The organism is Ruegeria sp. CE6, assembly GCF_056537485.1.
On the sequence record NZ_JBQFRR010000007.1, the window covers coordinates 44,161 to 61,946 of the forward strand.

A 17,786-nucleotide genomic window follows, 5' to 3' on the forward strand; every position below is an offset into this window, starting at 1 on the left:
TTATCCCGCTAGGCCATTGATGGCCTTTTGCGACACTGGTGCCGCCAGGAAGGCATCAAGATCATCCGGTACGCCGATGCCGTGCATCCCGGCGCCAACTCGACCAATGGAATGACAGGCAATCGCCGCACCTTGTTCGATCATTTTCGTGTAAGCAGGAGCCACATAGAACTCTCCGTTCACGCGGATATTGGCGGCGATCATCGCATCTGCGGCAGCCACAAAATCGCGGCCGTGCGCAAAGTTATATATGCCTACCGTCGCCTCGTTCGAAACGACTTCCTTTTCGACCACCTCGGTAACGCGACCGCTGTCATCTCGGCGTATGAAGGACCATTTGTCATCATCAGCCCACATCGTCATAATCAGCCCATCGGCTGTGCCCATATCGACCAAATAGGCATCAATGTCGGCATCAATGTATTGGTCACAATTGGCGATCATCAGCGCATCGTCATTGTTGATGGCAGCACGATTGAGAAGAACGGTGCAGGCCGCCCCTTCAGTCACCGCATCGACATAGGTGATCGTGCAGCCCGGTGCCCAGCCCCGCAGTTTGCCGGCCAAACCATATTCGCTGTCGTGCTCGCGCAGGATCAGGAAATGGAACTGGTGTGGCACAGACGGCGTCAAGTTGGCGATCACAACCTGGATCATTGGAAACCCGTGGATTGGGATCAGGGGCTTGGGCAGATCATAGCCTACATCAGCAAACCGGCTTCCCCGACCGGCCATTGGGACTACAATGTTCAGCATTCGTATTTGTCTCCGGTCACGCTTGGGGTCTTGACGACAACGGTGGTCACATCGGTGAGAGCCTCAAAATCGGTCGCCTCACCCGGTTCGATCAGGATGATGTCGCCAGCGCCGTATTCTATGCCGTTCATTCGGACCCGACCTGTGGCAATCAACGTCACCTCGGGGGCAATCTTGTGCATATGACGAGCTTCTTTCGCGCCTGCTTCGTAGGATTTCATTGCCACTTCGGCATCTCGAGTACGCAGCACCACAGGATCAAAATCGCCGACAAACCACCCCTTGGTCATGTTTTCCAGACGAAATATCTTCATGAAGCTGCCTCTCGCCGGCGGGCGATCAGTTCCTGTTCATAGTCTTCGACCGCCTGCGGTGTTGCCAACGAAATGTATTGCGCGCGATCGACCTGATAGGTGCCGACCGATTTCTGTAACAGGATCAGCTCGTTAAAGGTTGGGCAGACGAAATAGCCTCCGTTCACATCGGCTCCTTTCATGATCATGGTCTGCGCTGCATCCACGAAATCCTGTCCGCGCCTGAAATAATACACCCCCGCCGTGGCATTGCGGCTGATCGGGCGTTTTTCCGCCGCTTCAATGACCATGCCGTTTTCATCGGTTTTCACGAAAGACCAACGGGGATGAACACTGTCGAACACGACCGTCCCGGCGTCCAGCTTGCGCTTGCGAAAATCAGAGATTGCAGCGGCCACGTCGAATGCCAGTATCTGGTCGGCATTGGCGATCAGAAGCTCATCATCATTGGCCACGTGCTCAACCGCCAGCAGTGCCGTGCAAGCCGCTCCAGCGGTGTCACCTTCCGTGCGGACGATATGACAATTGGAGTGCAAAAGCTGCAAAACCTCGCGCAAGTGAAAGCGCAGATCATCTTCCTTGCGAACGATAAAGACAAACTCCACGCCATCGATCACATTCAGGCAGTCAGTGGCATGTTCGATCATCGGGCGTCCGTCGATCTCGATCACCGGCTTGGCAAAAGGAAAACCGTGATTGCGAAACCGCTCATCGCTGCCGGCCATGGGAACCACGATTTTCATACCTCGCCCTCCTCTACACGAGCAATGGCATCCAGGATGCGATCCAGTTGTACATCATAGACGCTTTGTACCACCAGTAGATGGCAACCTGCATCCTCGGCTGCTTTGATGCCGTTTTGATTGTCCTCAACCACTAAACACTGGTCGGGGTGCAGTCCCAACTTGGCAGAAGCCGTCAAATACATGTCAGGATCGGGTTTCGGCTTGGAGACATCTTCGTTCGAAAGCATCACATCAAGATAACCGTCCAGTGCGCTTTTCTGCATCATCAATTCGACGCTGTTCCGCACCGAATTCGAGGCCAGACCCAGTTTGTAGCCACGGGCTTTGAGGTTTGATAGCGCATATTCATGCACAAAGACCGGATGGCAGTTTACATGCACCTGATCGACGGTAAATTTCTGCTTCAGCGTGTTCAGAAACCCGTGCAGTCCTCGCGGCAAACCTCGTTCTTTGGACAGCATCTCCAGCTTGGTGCGCGTTGGCAATCCGTCAAAGGTCGACAGGTGATCGGCCCGTGAAATCGTGTAGCCAAAATGCTCTAGCGCGCGGTTTAAAGCATGATAATGCCATTCTTTAGCGTCTATCAACACGCCATCCATATCAAATATAACCGCCTCAATTTTCATGATTAAAATACTCCTTGGCCGCTTCCGGGTAATCAGTGCAAATCAGAACATCTTCATGTCTGGAGACATCCCATACTGCGAGGCGCTCCCATACTGGTTCATAGGTGCGTTTGTGTAAGTCAGGTGAAACAACACACACGCGTTTTCCCGCATCCAAATGTCGTGAGATGTCATCGCGATCCCACCAGTCGGTCCAGAATGCGTCCAGCCAGACGCCTGCGGCCTCTGAATAAAGAGGTGGTTCCGGTTCGGCATCAGAATGGCGGGTGAAAACCGGGACCCCGGCGTTGAGCCAGTGCAGCGTGTCCGGTACCGACATGTCGAAGACGAAAGCATCGCGCACTTCAAATTGATCCAGTAGATCCCGGACCATCACCTGCAGACCGTCCGCCTTAATGTTTAGCGCCAGTGTCAGTCTCGGGTCTGCCTTAGCGTGGATCGCGAACATCTCTTCGGCCTGCATGGCACCGGCCTTTGGCGGATCGTGCGCAATGGCCAGATCGCCGCCCAAATCGCGGAGGTCGGTTTCGGTACCGAATCCCAGTTCGAATGATCGGGTGAAGGCCACCGGTGCATTCTTTTCCGCCTCGGTCTTCCAATAACCTCTATGACTTAAAATTTGCATGTCCTACTCGGATTTCACATGAAAACAAGTCTCTGTCTCGACCTGCGTGGGAGGGGACGCGTTTTTCAGACCAGCGCGCCGTAGCATCCGTGTCATTGCACTCCTTCCTGGGTAAATCGGGCGAGAGGTGGAAAATCTGTTGCGCGCTGGCACAACCCGCTGCCCCAGCCAGGAATAGCTCAGCGTGTTAAGCGTCGTAATCGTCAGACCTTTCAGCTTTCTCGGATTGGAGGGAAGCTCTGCGACAGTTCCAAAGAAATAAGACCAAAGCGTGCCCCCAATGATGATGGCCTCTCCACTGGAAGCTAGCACACGGTTGATCTCGGCAAAAGCTGGCGCCAGATCGAAATATTGATGGGCCGACACGCACAGGACGAGGTCGAACTCACCATCATCAAATGGTAAAGCCTCGGCCGAACCCTGTTGCACTTCCGGCGGGTCCATACCTTCGCGTTCACAGAAGATGGCACCCATCTGAACATAAGCCTCGATAGGTTCGACGCCCATTACCTTGGCCCCCTGCAATGCAAAGGACATCAGGTTTGTCCCCATGCCGGACCCAATCTCGAGCACGCGGCGCCCGCGAAAGCGCTCAATGGCAAGCTGAGGAGCGACCCCTTCGAAAGGCAGTGCCCTTTGGCGTTCGGTCCAAAATTGGTATTCGCGACAAGAATCTTCAGCGCAAATGCCAAGCTCTGTCCTGTGCCCGTCCGATCCGACCCATTCTAACTCACGGGCCTTGGCCCGGGACTCTGCCCCGTGATCCTCTGAGGCCTTTCCGAGCGCGAGATCGTGCATAAAGCGGATCAGATCATCGCCCTCGTGACCCAAAAGTGCTTCGCGGATATTTTCAATCGCTTGCACGTCGAATTTCATTTGATACGCCCCAGAACACCCAAGTTTAGGGCTGTATCGTGCACGAGCACCTCAAAAGTATAGGAAAAGGTCGTGGCTCCCTGATTTTCGATTTCCAGCCAGGTCAATATTCCCTGCCAATCTGCCAATACTTCAATTGGGCTCTCAAGTACGTAGTTTAGCACATGGCCTTCTGTCAGGATCGCCTGAAGTGCCGCAGGATTGACCTTGCCATCCAGATTGATCGTTCGATCGTGCCAGTATCCCAGTGTCCCTGTTTGCACCGCGCCAACCCATGTTTCGGCATGCACGTTTGCAGTCACCCAGTCGACAACCTGAAAATGCCCCTGATCGCGCACTCCCGGTACAAGGGCACGGCCCAGAAGGCCTAAGCAAAGTGCCAAAGCTGCCAAGCAAAAAAAACTGAACATTGAAGCATGCCGCTCAGGAGTAATACGTCCCACCACTGTCAACAGAACTGATGCCGCAGCGATAATCGTGAAAGGCGCAAAAGGAGCCAGATAGCGACTTAAAAACCAGCCTGCACCGAAATATAGTCCGTAATAGATGCTGAGTACGGTGGCGAATATTAGGAATGCCACGGTCACATACCGCGCCGGACCTCCGCGTTTCCAGGTTTGGATCACAAACACTGCAACGATGAGCAACACCAACAGCAACGCAATGACTTGAAACGCCGGTATAGATTGCAATACCGCCGGGATTGGAAACATCGGAAAAGTATTTTCAAACAGGATAGCGGGCAACAAATCAACGTTCTTGGCAAAGCCGCCACTCAGAGCCTGCGCAGTGCCGCTGACAGGCACGATGGAACCGAAGTTGACATAGTTGTTGATCAGCCACGGTGCCGCAATGATCAGGCTCAGCACACCGGGTGGAAGCAGGTCGGCGACAACTTTAACGAACCTGTCTCGCTGCACGATCAGGTTATGCAGGCCCCAGACAAGGAAGATAGCAGTCACCAGGAAGGCACCGTCATTACGGGCCAGGAAAGTCACGCCGCAGGCCGCGCCCAAGATCATTCGGTCCGCAAAGGTTGCTCCCGGACCCTTTGCCAACACTTCGCCGAACAGAACGAGCGTCAGCGCAATCATAGCGGTGTAAAGTCCGGTCTCCAGCCCGTTCATCGTATGAAACAGCAACAATGGCCCGAGAAACCAAAGGGCCGCCACGAACCAGGGCCAAAGTGGATTGTCGTCTTGCCCCCGCAACAGATCTCGCGCCAATGCGCGAACTGCAAAAAGTCCACCTACCGATATGGCTGCCGCGATCAGGTGCACGCCAGTCAATCCCAAAACCTTGTCGCCGTTGGTCAGCAGATAAGGAACCGAAAACAGGAACGTGGCCAAAGGCTGCACACCATTGCTCGCGGTTGTGCCGTCTGAGACCGACATCCCCAGGCCGATCGCCATATTGCGGGCGATGGTCAGCATCAGATAGCCGTCTTCAGTCATGAAGAATTGGGCCAGCGCTGGGGTGCCCGCCACAACCGGCCACAATCTATAGGCCGTGCCCAGGATCAGAGACGCCACAATAAGGCGAAATGTGGTTTTTTCGGTTAGAATAGTCATGGCCTAGCGCTATTGCCTGAAAAATGTGTCATCAATATTGCTATTGCTTATAACAAACCCAATTTGCGCGAAACCTCACATCCCCACCATCCGCAATCGAAATCTAGCTGTCCCATCATACCGGCCTATACCGATCCGGGGCAGAGCCTGCTGCGGATCGTCAGGCGCCATATGCCTATCCTCCAGGATCGTGGCGCTGACAAAACCCAGATCATAAAGCATTTTCATTAAGTCGGGCGTGTAATTGCCATTGGGGTAGGCGAAATGACGGATCTCTTGCCCGGTCCAGCCCTGCAGCAGATCGCGCGATCGCGCGACGCTGGCGCCTGCGTCATCAAGTGATATCTGGTCCAGCAATTCATGGCTGTGGGTGTGTGATCCGATGGTTACGAGAGGTTCCGCCGAAAGTTCCTGCAACTGTGGGAGGCTCATGGGTTGAAGCGGAGTGAAGCCTTTGGTCTCCTGACCTGTCTGCGCGATAATTTTGTCGGCTAACGCGTCTCTGTCTCTGGTATTTACCGCCTTCAAAGCTTCTAATACCGGGCCGATCTGAGCCCAACGCAGCTTACTGCGGTCAGGTCCGATCTGCCAGGATCCAATGCCATCCAGTTTGATCTTTGTGGTGCCCGCACTCTGCAATGCATTCATCACACGATCGAACCAGAAGGCCCGGCCGGTTTCGATCTGTTTGGTGGCAACATAGACAGTCACCGGCAGGGCTTCAGCTCGGACAATCGGCAACAGGTGCTCGTAGAGCCCCAATTCCCCGTCATCGAAAGTCAGCACCACACGGCGGCGGTCGCTAGTGGTAGGAGCCAATGCATCGTCCAGAGATACGATATCATAGTCCTGCCGCAGCAGATCGATTTGCGCACGAAACGCATCAACCGACAGCGCAGTCCATGCATCCAACTGCTCTCTGGCCGGCCGGAGTGTGTGATAGCACAGAATTGTCACGGGGTTTCCATGAAACGCCCGACGACGTAGCAACCCATAGACTGGTGGCGTGGTCAGCGCCCAAAGCGCTCCCCGTTTCAAAACCGCCTTCATGACCCGAGGGCCTTGAACAAGGCTTTCAACTTGGCAGCTTCGACAGACGCATCGTGGCGCGCACGCACCCGGTCGAATCCGGCTTGACCCATTGCCTCAAGCTTTTCAGCGGGCATGTCTGCGCAGGCCAGCATCGCCATGGTTAGATCCTTCACTTGCCCGGCCGGTACCAACCAACCTGTTTGCCCATCCTGAACCAGTTCCGGAATGCCCGCTATATAAGTCGAAATGACTGGTCGGTACTCGGCCATGGCTTCCATGATCACAACGGGCAAGCCCTCGGTAAAGCTTGGATGCACCAACGCACGGGCACCGCGCAATTCCGCACGCACCTGATCTGATGTCACCCAGCCGGTGATCCTCACCGCTTGCTCAAGGTTCAGCTGTGCAATGTGATCTTCCAGCATCGCGCGCATCGGCCCGTCGCCTGCCAACACCAGCCGCGCCCCGGGGTGAGCGGCATGTACAGCGGCAAAGGCTTCAATCAGCAGTAAATGTCCCTTTTCAGGGCTGAAACGTCCGACGCTCAGGAAAATCGGCGCATCCGGCAAAGGTGTTGCATCGTTGGCAAAGGCCGTGGCCGCCAACCCGCAATGCACAACATTAACTTTTGACCAGAGCGCGGGTGGCACATTGTACATCATCTGGCTGCCAATGTATGCGCAAGAAGTCACCGCAAACCGCGCCCGGTCTACTTTCAGCGGTAGGGCATGGCGTTTGGGATCATCAAAAACTTCTGACCCGTGCGTTGTGAAGCTGAAGCCCGGGCCGCTCAAAGCCTCTACTAAGGCGGCGATTTCCGCTGAGTTAGAGCCGAAATGCGCATGCAAATGGCTCACTTCCTTCCCCTCGAGCCAGGTCATGATCCGGCAAGCATGGGCGAGGTAGATCAGGTGATAGGGCCAGGGGCGAATGGCCCCCTTCGACATCAAAAACGCCAACTTCAGGCCGCGCAAGAATGCCTGCGGATGACGCAGGCCCCAGACAAGCGCCCCCAGTATCAGCCGGGCGGTTCCATCTTTCAGTGTGTGACGGGTCCGGGCCATCTCTTCGCGGTCCAGCGTATCAACAACATCGCTGTCCCAGCCCCTGAGCGCAAAACGTTCGACCTCGACTCCCATGTCCTCCAGGGCCCGGATCTCGCGACGGATGAAGGTATGGCTGATCGCAGGGTATTGGTTAATCAGGTAGGCTACGCGCATCTGGGACTACACCTTGCCGTGGCCGGAAAGGCCCCGAATGCTTTTGCTTATGGACCGAAACCCATGCTTCATTGCGAATTCCAGGAGCTCCCAGGTTGGGGAGAAGTCAGCAAAGGATACCGTAGCTCTACCTGACCGACTGTAGATACGCTTTGCCAAAGGTCTTCGTACGGGCATTGGTGTGCAAGTCCAAAACCTGTTCCCCTAATTAAAAGAATGTGTCTGTTCATGATCTATTGTCTTCAAAAATTGCCGGCAAAGCCTGGCGTTGGACCATGCATAGAATGAAGCCTCTGAATCCAGAACCCTTTCAAGACAGAAATTTTGCAACTGATGTTACCTTGCTTTGCAAAGCCTCTGCCATTGCGTCAAAATTGGTCACGACACCGGCCCGAATTCGATCCTCGCACAAAGGTCCTCGCTTGATCCGCTCCAGTCAATTTGATTTCTGTCTATGTGGATGTGAAAATGACCGCTATTTGATGTTTAGGTTAGGTCATGAAACCACCAGCTGATTCCCCTTATGTCGATATCACTATTATTAGTATCGCCGTGCGCATCCCGGGAGTGATCTCGATTGACACCTATTGACAAACCCGCAAGGCGGGATCGAGCCGAGCACGTGTTAGATGAAAAGGTTAGCGGCACTACATGACTGATTTGACTGAATTTAAGCCGCTGAGCTGGGGCCTGTTGATTGCAACTAACAAACGCCCTGATATTCTCCGGACATGTATAGAGTTGGCGCTGGCGCAAACACGGGCGCCATGTGAAATCATTGTCATTGACACCAGCCCTGACTGGGAAACCCACGCAAGTGCAATCAAAGCATTGATCGAACCAGATTCAGGCATCCGGATGGTTTATAGGACATGTGACATTGGCTCGACAGCGGTGCAACGTAACACAGCAGTATCAGAGGCGCGGGCCGACATTGTGTTTCTTATTGACGACGACTCCCTGATGTATCCGACTTGTGCTTCAGAAATCATGAAGATCTATGAGGCGGATACAAAGGAGCAGATAGGCGGCGTGCAGGCCGCGCTGTCAGACGCGCCTCCTCATCTAATGGAGAGTAGGGGTCCGCAAAAGCAAGACAATCGACAGGAAGCAATAAAAAGCCGCTGGTTCTGGGTGGGGCGGATAAAGTACTTCATCTGGCGTAAGGTCTTCCTGATGCATCAGGAAGAAGTATTCATTCCATATGAAGGAAAATTTCCTGACCTACCGATACCTGTTGAGGTTCAGGGAATGTCGGTTTGGCCCGAGCGGCTCTTTCACGGCTGTCGCATGACCTTCCGTCGTGAAAGCATTCTTCGTGAACCTTTTGAGAACCTGTTGCGTTCTTATAGCCCCGGCGAGGATCTTGATGCGAGCTACCGGATTTCCCGAACGCAAAGTCTGGTCACGGCAGAAAAGGCGCTTCTTAATCATTATAATATCGCGACGGGGCGAATTGACCGCTACAAGACAACTGTTCTGAGCAATATGAACCAGGCATTGCTGGTCACAAAACACGGAAACGCATTGGCAAAACGGCGCTTCCGCCCACTTCTCCGACGAAAACTGCTGGCCGAGTTCTTGAAAGATATTCTTCAAAAGCGGCTGACCCTCCCGCAGGCCAGAGGTATCCTGAGCGCAATACGCCAGTCCCGCCAAATTCCGAATATGCCCCCTGGTGAACTGGAAGCATGGTATCCGGTGTGTCAACAGCGCATACTCGAGACTTAAATTTGCTGTGGCCTCTTGCTAGAAATTTGGAACGCAACCTAGATTGCTCTCTGTTCTGAAGTTCATAACTCGGATTTTCTGCCCGAGTTTTCCGCCGTCAGTTTTTCGGAAAGCTGAGGCTGTTTCCTGACGGACACCTCGGCTTGAATCCGGGAATGTCTGCCACCAGCTTTCGAACTGATATATTAGGCAACTTAAATTAGAAGAGCATTAAAGGTCGTAAGCCATCGCCTCCAAATTCCCGGTCAAAATGTACGAGTCATCGGGACCATTGAGAAAGCCATTCTATAAACTGGAAAACGACAGCGTCTATAGCACTGAAAGCAAACGTCTGATATATGTAACATCCTGAAAACAAATAAATCATAGCGCCCAATGACAGAAAAAGTGGTTAGCCTCCAATGGCTTCGAGCTCTAGCAGCCTGGATGGTCGTTTTTCATCATTACATTCAGGTATATCGAGACTTTGAGCCTGAAAACAAAATAGAGGCGTTCTTTACTTATCACGGAAGCCTCGGCGTCGACATTTTTTTTGTTCTCAGCGGTTTAGTTATGGCCATGTCCATTTCTCGCGGCCATGTCTCAGCGGCACGGTTTTGTCGGGATAGAGCGACCCGCATCATACCGGCCTATTGGCTGGCGACAGTGGTCTTTTTGGCGGTTCTCCCGTTCGCGAATTGGGACGCCGTAAGTTTCCTGCATGGGTCAACCTTGAGGGACGTTTTGTTTTCAATGCTCTTTATCCCTCATGAACACGCATCTGGGATAGGTTACATCCCAGTTCTTACAGTGGGCTGGACACTTAATTTCGAGATGTTTTTTTACGCAATCCTGGCCGTTGCCTTATTGATTAACAAAAAATGGTCTTTGGTGATCGCCGTAGCTGTAGTTTTAGCGTTGCCAATTGGTGGCCGTTTCGGACTTCCAGTCGGACCAATTGCATCTAACATCGTACTCTTTAATTTTGCTTTTGGTGTTTTGATATATTTGGTTGGAATTAAACTCTTCCGTATGCAGGAATGGCCAAGAACGCGTCGCTATACCATCGCTGCTATATGCGCCAGCGTCGCTTTAGCGTCGTTAGAGTTAAGGTTCCCTTGGTACAAAGAGGCTTTTTCAGTCGCGATGGTTGTTGGCTTTTTTCTCACTGAGGATGTGTTTCTTAAACTGTCGTCAGGTGTAGGCAAAATTGGGCCTCACTTGGGTGATCTATCGTATAGCACCTACCTGTTTCACGTGCCCGTTTTGCTGTTGGTTGGAGCCCTAATGGATTTTTCACGTGGTAACGATTTTTGGCTGGTCATCGCTGTTTGTACTATAACGTACATTACATCTTTGCTGAGTTATTACATTGTCGAAATGCGTTTCAGAAGGTGGCTAACGACAACCATCGGAAACGTGCACTTTAAAAGTGGTTTTCGTTCTCTAAAATAGCCCGAACCGTCGTCGCGCACAATTTGTTACCCCCCTGCGGTCTTGATCCCGCGCGTATTCACTTTTGCTAAATCTAGAGAAGCGGAGCGGACCCACCAAGGGCTTTTGCTGGCGCGAACTGCACGTGCACAGCGCGTCAAATATCCATCTTCTTAAATACGCCTTCCGGGATCGCACCAATAATCGCCATGATCACAAACCAGATGCGGCGCACGTAGATGATGTTCCGGCCTTTGCGTAAGCCCTTGAAGATCGCATCAGCCACCTCTTCGGGTTCTGCCGTCAGTTTTTCGGGCAGGTCCATACCTGCGGTCATCTGCGTATTCACGAACCCTGGCAGCACCGTCATTACGTGGATCCCGCGTTTGGCCATCCGGTTGCGCAGGCCGGAGAGATAGGAGGTAAAGCCTGCCTTGGCGGAGCCATAGACATAATTCTTGGCCCGTCCGCGATTGCCCGCCACGGAACTGATGCCCACGATCTGCCCGGAACCCCGCGCATCGAACCGTTCCGCCAGAAGACCCAGAATGTGCGCCGGGCCCTCATAGGTGCTCCGCATCACGCGGGTAGCAGCCTCGATGTCACGTTCATTCTCGATCTGATCCCCCATCAGTCCGATGGCGCAGATCACCACGTCCGGCAAGACAGGCAGAGCGTCGACGAACCCGGTATGCGCGGCACTGTCCAGCACGTCAAAGTCGTGTAGGCTTACCTCCACGTTGTGACGCAAAGCCATATCCGTCCGGGTCTTTTCCAGCGCGGTACTATCGCGTGCAGCAAGTTGGATGTCATAGCCTTCTTTGGCAAAGCGATGCGCTGTTGCACGACCGATATCGGAGCGCGCGCCGAGAAGCAGGACTGTTCCTTTGCTCATAGATCCAGCCTTTGTGATTGATGTGACTGAAATGCCTCCGCTGCACCAAGTTGCGTTCGCATCTGCCGGAATTGCTCAGTACGGGGATCGGAGGCATGCAATGTCTGTGCGCTCATGCGGCTGTCCTTGGCGAGATAAAAACGCCCGCCATGTTCCAACGTGATCTCGTCCAGCTTGCACATCAACGCGATCATCTTAGGCGTGGCGGGGAAGTCGAGGGCCAGTGTATAACCCAGCATGGGAAAGGAGAAGGCGCTATCCTGCGGCCCAAACCGTTTGAGTACGGCAAGAAAGGAACCGGCTTTTTCCTGCGAGGTAGTCTTGAGCAGCGCGTGAAGTCCCTTGCGCGATGTCTCCAGCGGCAGAACGCACTGGAACTGCATGAAGCCGCGTCTCCCATAGATCCTGTTCCAGCCGTGGATGGCATCGAGCGGGTAGAAATAGCTGTCATAATCGAGAAAGCTGGTCCCGGATTTGCGGCATCCATTCCAGTAATAAAGCGCGTTAAAAGCCCGAACCGTGAGGCCGTTTAACGGGCTGAAGGGCGGCGCGAAGGGGACGCTGCGCCGCATCTTTTTCGGGATTTCGAACGGGTAGCGTGCCGCGTCATCAGACAACTCTTCCGGTATGGCATGCTCCCCCAGCATCAGAATGGCTCGCCCAAGGGCATCACCAGATTGCAGGCAATCGATCCAGGCAACCGAATAGGTGGCCTCATGTGCCGCTTCAAAAGCAGTGATGACGGCGTCGAGATTGGGAAGGGCCTGCGCGGTCTGCCGGATCCATGCAGAGGGCACCGCTCTCAACCGGATTCCGGCGCGCAAGATAATACCCGTGAGCCCCATGCCACCTATTGTCCACTCGAACAGCTCGGGTTTCTCATTGCGGCTGCAGCGATGCACGACGCCTTCGGTATCCATCACGTCCAGCCAGTCCACGAAGTTGCGGAAACTGCCATCTTTGTGATGGTTTTTGCCATGAACATCCGCTGCGATCATGCCTCCGAGGGTGACAAATTTCGTCCCCGGCGTGACCGGGGGGAACCATCCATGAGGCAAAAACGCCGGGATGATATCACTGAGCAGAACGCCCGCCTCAGCCACCAGAATTCCGCTTTGCCGGTCAAAGCTGAGCATGTGGTTGAACCTGTGCATATTGACCGTGCTGCGCAAGCCAATCGCGCTGTCACCATAGGCCCGCCCATTGCCGCGCGCGATCACCGCCCCAGCCGTGACAGCTTCGACCAATGCAGTCTCGTTCACAGGCTCTGTTGCCACCCCGTAATGTTTGGGAAAACCGCCCCAGCCCGAAAGCTCTGTCATACCGCCGCCGCCTTTTGGGTATTCTGAAAGACAAAGCGTCGATCGAGGAAATATTTGACGACATAACCCACCGAGAGCCCCAACACAGCGCCAAGTTCACGCATCATATCCGTGTCCCAGATCAGCCAAAACGCTGTTTCCGTACCCCAAAAGATCGCTGTCGTGACAATTCCCATGATCGTGTAGAGCGTAAATTTCTGGCCGTGCGCTTTGAGACCTGTACTGAAGTCGGCAAAAATCCAGCGTTTGTCGAGGGTATATTTGACGACGAGGCCCGCGAGCGTGCCGCAAAAGACCGCCAGCGCAAAGCCAGTTGCGTCACTGTTCCACGACAGAACCAGCCTCTGGACGCCGAGGTTGATCACTGTCGCGATCACGGCAAACAAGCCATAGAGAACCGCTATACGTATGATGCTCACAACAGCGTCCCACCAGCGGCGACGAGGATGATCAATATAGCACAGATCCGACTTTGCCGATCTCGTGCAGCAAAGACGACCGGGTCCTCGTGCATTTGGCCACGATGCGCCAACAGGATGACCCGGGAGATCCAGTAGAGCAGGATGCCGCAGATGGCGCCCAAAAATTTGGGGTTTGTATAAAGCTCCGAAACCGAAGGCGATTGGATGTAGAGCGCCATAACCAGGACGGCCACATAGCCGGACGCTACAGCCATCATGACCAGAACAGGTAGGTCATCGACAACATAGCCTCTCCCGGCAGCTTTGAGCTTGCCGCGCGCAGCACTGTCCATCAATTCCGCCTGCCGTTTCACGATGGCCAGCGACAGGAAGAAGAAAATCGAGAAGGCCAGAAGCCACATCGACAGCGTAATACCCGTTGCCACGGCGCCTGCGATGATCCGCGTGGTATAGAGCGCAGCCAATGTGCCGATATCCATGATCGCTTTGCGTTTCAGCCAGAGCGAATAGAACGTAGTGACAACGACATAGAGCAGCATAATCCCAATGAAGGCTCCACCGAGAAACAGGGACAGGATCAGGCCCAGCCCCATCAACGCGGCGATCAGGTAGGTGGCATGAGCGATCGGGATTGTGCCCGCCGCGAAGGGGCGCTTGCATTTCGTGGGATGCGCCCGGTCGGAGCGCAAGTCGAGCAAGTCATTGAGAACATAGATGCTGGAGGCCACGATAGAGAAGACCACGAAGGCCAGAAGGCTTTGCAGAAAGGTCTCGGCGTCGAGCTGGTGGGCCGCCAACATCGGCAGAAAGACCAAAAGGTTCTTCAGCCATTGATGCACCCGGATCGCCTTGAGATAATCCCGCAGGCCGGGTTGGGCGGTGGACAAATGTTCAACTTCTAACCCCAAACCGTCAACACGTTGGCGCAGGGGCGCAGGTAGGTTGACCGTGACCGCTTTATTTGCGCTCTCCCAGACCGGCAGGTCCGCCTCCGCATCCCCCATATAGGCATAGCCACCGCGCCCGAATTGGTCGGTCAAAAAGGCGGCTTTTTCACTGGATTTGAGATTGCGGACCCCGTTCGAGCCGTAGACGCCATCAAAAATATCAAGATGCTGGGCAATCTCTTGGGCAATCGTCTCGTCGGACGCCGTGACCAGAAAAACTGTTCCCCCCTCCGACCGCCATGCATTGATATAATCGATGACCTGCGGGTCATAAGGCAGCGTCGTGACATCTATATCCATCCGCCCCGCGAGACTGCGTTTGAGCGCCGCCCGCCCTCCAGCCAGCGCAAATGCAGCACCCAGAGGCGCGTGCCAGTCCCGGCTGGTCGCTGACCAGAAACTTTCAAACAACATGTCAGATCGCAGAAGCGTGCCGTCGAGATCGACAGCAAGTATGCGCTGGTCTTTCAACTGGTCCAGTTCCATACTGTTAATCTCCTGAATACGCCACGAGAACAAGCCTCCATATTAAAGTGACACGAGGTGGTATCTCAGACAAACGGAGCATTCTTGGTATCCGGTACAGAATGAGGCAAAAGAACCTATACTAAGAGAAATGGGGGGCTGGACGCGATCGCGTAATTCCGCAAATGCCTGTAGTATCGCAATGTTTCCCGTAATTTAAACCCAATCATTGTATAGGCCATGCCTTGAAGTCCTGCAAGATTGCGTCCTTTATCATCGCCATACTTCATGACGCTCGCAAAAGACCTCCAGCGCCACGACTCGCGCTCCATTGTGGGCGAGAACATGGTCGATGGGTGCGCCCAAGCGCCCCAAGACGGCAAAGCCCCAAGCGGAAGACGGCCATTACAAGCAGAAGCGCTAACACAAACCACCCGCGGGTGAGATTGTCGAATAAACGTGCTCCAGCGCTCCATACACTATGTTGAGAGGCAAGTTTCAGAACTGTTCCGACGATCAGACCGAGTATCGATAAAGCCGCCATGGCACCAGTCCAGACCATCAAATGAAATGTGGCTTTGGAAGTGGAACATACTTCTGAAGCGCCACAAAAGCCAGCTTGTGAAGTGCGCTGGCTTTCAATCAGAATATTGCGCTTTTGGTCAGGCGAATTGACGGCGACGATGCATAAACCCGAGCCCACATAACCCTGTCAAAAGCAGTGCGAGACCAGTAGGCAAGGGCACCGCAGACAACACATTGAACGTGATGCTTTGTAGTGCGAAGTTATCACGCCAGCTGTCAGCGCCGAACCCGATGAGCGAGCCTGTGACCTCTCCTGCGCCAAAGTAATGTGTGTAAGGATTAGAGTTTCCGTCACCTAAGTTTTCTTCGTAAATCACGGCTGTGGCCGGAAGCACAGAGCTGTCATAGGTGCCGAATGCGAACGTATCGCGGCGGTCCCAGTAAGAGAAGGTGACCGATGTCACTTCAACTGTCAGGTCGCCGAAATCAATCAGCGCGAATTCGTCCGGGCCCCGCCCGTCGATCAAATGATTGTCCAAGCACCGGTTTTGCCAGCGGCAGTCATAAACGCCCAATCCACTGCGATTGCTGGCCCCATCCCAGCTTGCAGTCCAGAAATTAGAAGTATTGATGATTGTGCCTGAGTTGTTGACCCGAACACCATCCACGCCGACGGTTACTGATCCATCCGTACTGGTATAATTATTAGAGCCATTGGTATAGCTGCGGTCAACGTTGAAATTTATCGTTGCTGCGCCCGCAGACGTTGCGCACAACAGAACGATAGCGGCGGCGAATCCCGCCCCGATCTGTTTTGTAAACATTTCAATCATTACCCCCTAAAAAACTAGGTACCAGTCGTGAGTTATGTCATTTCGACATTATTATCCTACTATACTGAATGAAATTAGCTTTTTTACGATCATTTTACAAGCCAGTAGGCTTTGTCGGGTTTTATTGCACAAATGGCCTGAGGTGACACATCTTGCGAAACCAGCGTGATGGCTGGAGCGCATGAGCAGCTGGGGGGCCACAAAGTACAAGACTACGAATTGGTCGTCTTACAATGACGCGTCGAAGCACCGAGGATCGTTGTCGATCTTTAATCATTTCGCTCTGCTTCGGAACTATCGGAAAACATCATCCAATTAACCAAAAACTTGTTTGCGTGCGGCTTGGGAACAATTGAGAATCGTAGCCGATATTCTCAACTCTCCTTTTGTCTCCGCTCGAGCATCAAAAATCGCCAGACGGCCATAAGAGTAGCGAAACCAGAAACATTCATCGCGCCTGGAACTTAGGATTGTTGGAGCGCCGAAAGATTTTTTGATTTGTGGACAATGACTATTTGTGGACCCGAGTTAAAATGTGTTAACGTTGTGGCGTGGCAGAATTTTCGCCATAATTGGGGTCTTTATTGATTTTTTGCGGCCTCGGTTCGATGTGAGTGCTGGTAAGCGTGTTGTAACGAGTATGAATCCACCGTGATTCATGTGTTTGTGAGTTAAAAAGTGACAGTTCAATACACTGATATTCCGAGAGAATCACAACCTGTTATTATTCAGGTCGAACATGGAGTATATCGCTTTCCGCAGGTGGGCGTTTACTCAAACTTCTTTAAACGCATCCTTGATATTGCTCTGATTCTTCTGGCCTTGCCGATCGTCCTGCCGACTCTGTTGTTTTTGGCATTGCTTGTCGCGCGAGATGGAAGCAATCCATTCTACGGACAAACGCGTATTGGCCGTGATGGCAAAGAATTCACCATGTGGAAACTACGCAGCATGGTTCCCAATGCGCATGTTTTGCTGGCAGATCACCTGACGCGAGACCCAACTGCCAAGCGTGAATGGGACGAAACCCAGAAGCTCAAAAACGATCCGCGCGTCACAAAAATCGGTCAATTGATGCGTAAGGCATCATTGGATGAGTTGCCGCAGCTCTGGAATGTTCTGGCCGGTGAAATGAGCCTTGTTGGTCCACGCCCGATGATGCCGGAGCAAAAAAATTTATATCCGGGTAAAGCTTACTATTCTATGCGCCCCGGGCTGACTGGCCTGTGGCAGGTATCTCAGCGTAATGCCAGCAGCTTTGCCAGCCGTGCCGATTTTGACACTTCGTATGCTGGACAACTGTCTTTACGCACTGATCTGGGCATTATATTCGCGACAGTCGGTGTTGTGTTGCGTGGTACCGGATATTGATCCGCACTATTTTTCGGACAAGTGAACCACATACAGGCTGACGTCGGCAGCATCGCGTTTGGACTGTAACTCCTGATGACGTATGATGAAGTCGTC

The 17,786-nt window shown here is 53.4% G+C and carries 17 protein-coding genes; 3 read left to right on the plus strand and 14 right to left on the minus strand.

The window, feature by feature from the left end:
* The 9 genes from ACR0DK_RS20000 to ACR0DK_RS20040 all read right to left on the minus strand — a co-directional run bounded on the left by ACR0DK_RS20000 (nt 1) and on the right by ACR0DK_RS20040 (nt 7,766).
* Nucleotides 1-756, minus strand: coding sequence for a glycosyltransferase family 2 protein (locus ACR0DK_RS20000; RefSeq protein WP_170399568.1), 756 nt, complete (start codon nt 754-756; stop codon nt 1-3).
* Nucleotides 750-1,070, minus strand: a complete 321-nt coding sequence (locus ACR0DK_RS20005) for a cupin domain-containing protein (protein WP_170399572.1) — start codon at nt 1,068-1,070, stop codon at nt 750-752. Before ACR0DK_RS20005 ends, ACR0DK_RS20000 begins: the two co-directional genes overlap by 7 nt.
* Nucleotides 1,067-1,813, minus strand: coding sequence for a glycosyltransferase family 2 protein (locus tag ACR0DK_RS20010; RefSeq protein WP_170399574.1), 747 nt, complete (start codon nt 1,811-1,813; stop codon nt 1,067-1,069). Before ACR0DK_RS20010 ends, ACR0DK_RS20005 begins: the two co-directional genes overlap by 4 nt.
* Entirely contained in the window at nt 1,810-2,442 is a 633-nt protein-coding gene (locus ACR0DK_RS20015) for an HAD family hydrolase (protein ID WP_170399577.1), read from the minus strand. The genes ACR0DK_RS20010 and ACR0DK_RS20015 overlap by 4 nt, the downstream gene beginning before the upstream one ends.
* The gene (locus ACR0DK_RS20020; RefSeq protein WP_170567797.1) at nt 2,432-3,067 is read right to left on the minus strand and encodes a PI-PLC domain-containing protein; all 636 of its coding nucleotides are present in this window, start codon (nt 3,065-3,067) and stop codon (nt 2,432-2,434) included. The genes ACR0DK_RS20015 and ACR0DK_RS20020 overlap by 11 nt, the downstream gene beginning before the upstream one ends.
* Nucleotides 3,068-3,070: 3 nt before the next feature.
* Entirely contained in the window at nt 3,071-3,943 is an 873-nt protein-coding gene (locus ACR0DK_RS20025; protein WP_170399583.1) for a class I SAM-dependent methyltransferase, read from the minus strand.
* Nucleotides 3,940-5,514 carry a hypothetical protein gene (locus ACR0DK_RS20030; RefSeq protein ID WP_170598694.1) on the minus strand — a complete coding sequence of 525 codons (1,575 nt, stop codon included), beginning with the start codon at nt 5,512-5,514 and terminating at the stop codon, nt 3,940-3,942. Before ACR0DK_RS20030 ends, ACR0DK_RS20025 begins: the two co-directional genes overlap by 4 nt.
* A 75-nt stretch (nt 5,515-5,589) precedes the next feature.
* Nucleotides 5,590-6,564, minus strand: coding sequence for a polysaccharide deacetylase family protein (locus tag ACR0DK_RS20035; RefSeq protein ID WP_170567801.1), 975 nt, complete (start codon nt 6,562-6,564; stop codon nt 5,590-5,592).
* Complete coding sequence (locus tag ACR0DK_RS20040) at nt 6,561-7,766, minus strand: glycosyltransferase family 4 protein (RefSeq protein ID WP_170399594.1); 1,206 nt, start codon at nt 7,764-7,766, stop codon at nt 6,561-6,563. Before ACR0DK_RS20040 ends, ACR0DK_RS20035 begins: the two co-directional genes overlap by 4 nt.
* A gap of 651 nt (nt 7,767-8,417) precedes the next feature.
* Here ACR0DK_RS20040 and ACR0DK_RS20045 point away from each other — a divergent pair.
* On the plus strand, nt 8,418-9,497 hold the full coding sequence (locus ACR0DK_RS20045; RefSeq protein WP_170399597.1) for a glycosyltransferase: 1,080 nt from the start codon (nt 8,418-8,420) through the stop codon (nt 9,495-9,497).
* A gap of 375 nt (nt 9,498-9,872) precedes the next feature.
* A complete protein-coding gene (locus ACR0DK_RS20050) occupies nt 9,873-10,931 on the plus strand; it encodes an acyltransferase family protein (RefSeq protein WP_170399600.1) in 1,059 nt (352 codons plus the stop codon).
* A 136-nt stretch (nt 10,932-11,067) separates the two neighbouring features.
* On the opposite strand, the gene ACR0DK_RS20055 is transcribed toward ACR0DK_RS20050, so the two are convergent.
* The 5 genes from ACR0DK_RS20055 to ACR0DK_RS20075 all read right to left on the minus strand — a co-directional run bounded on the left by ACR0DK_RS20055 (nt 11,068) and on the right by ACR0DK_RS20075 (nt 16,310).
* On the minus strand, nt 11,068-11,805 hold the full coding sequence (locus ACR0DK_RS20055) for an SDR family oxidoreductase (protein WP_170399603.1): 738 nt from the start codon (nt 11,803-11,805) through the stop codon (nt 11,068-11,070).
* Complete coding sequence (locus ACR0DK_RS20060; RefSeq protein ID WP_170399606.1) at nt 11,802-13,127, minus strand: FAD-binding oxidoreductase; 1,326 nt, start codon at nt 13,125-13,127, stop codon at nt 11,802-11,804. Before ACR0DK_RS20060 ends, ACR0DK_RS20055 begins: the two co-directional genes overlap by 4 nt.
* Nucleotides 13,124-13,546 (minus strand): GtrA family protein, encoded by a 423-nt coding sequence (locus ACR0DK_RS20065; protein ID WP_480737826.1) that lies wholly within the window; start codon nt 13,544-13,546, stop codon nt 13,124-13,126. Before ACR0DK_RS20065 ends, ACR0DK_RS20060 begins: the two co-directional genes overlap by 4 nt.
* Nucleotides 13,543-14,982 (minus strand): UbiA family prenyltransferase, encoded by a 1,440-nt coding sequence (locus ACR0DK_RS20070; RefSeq protein ID WP_480737828.1) that lies wholly within the window; start codon nt 14,980-14,982, stop codon nt 13,543-13,545. Before ACR0DK_RS20070 ends, ACR0DK_RS20065 begins: the two co-directional genes overlap by 4 nt.
* 641 nt (nt 14,983-15,623) lie before the next feature.
* Nucleotides 15,624-16,310 carry a VPLPA-CTERM sorting domain-containing protein gene (locus tag ACR0DK_RS20075; RefSeq protein ID WP_170399615.1) on the minus strand — a complete coding sequence of 229 codons (687 nt, stop codon included), beginning with the start codon at nt 16,308-16,310 and terminating at the stop codon, nt 15,624-15,626.
* Between the two features lie 687 nt (nt 16,311-16,997).
* On the opposite strand from ACR0DK_RS20075, the gene ACR0DK_RS20080 reads away from it, so the two are divergent.
* Nucleotides 16,998-17,690, plus strand: coding sequence for a sugar transferase (locus tag ACR0DK_RS20080; RefSeq protein WP_370644482.1), 693 nt, complete (start codon nt 16,998-17,000; stop codon nt 17,688-17,690).
* The last annotated feature ends 96 nt before the right edge of the window (nt 17,691-17,786 follow it).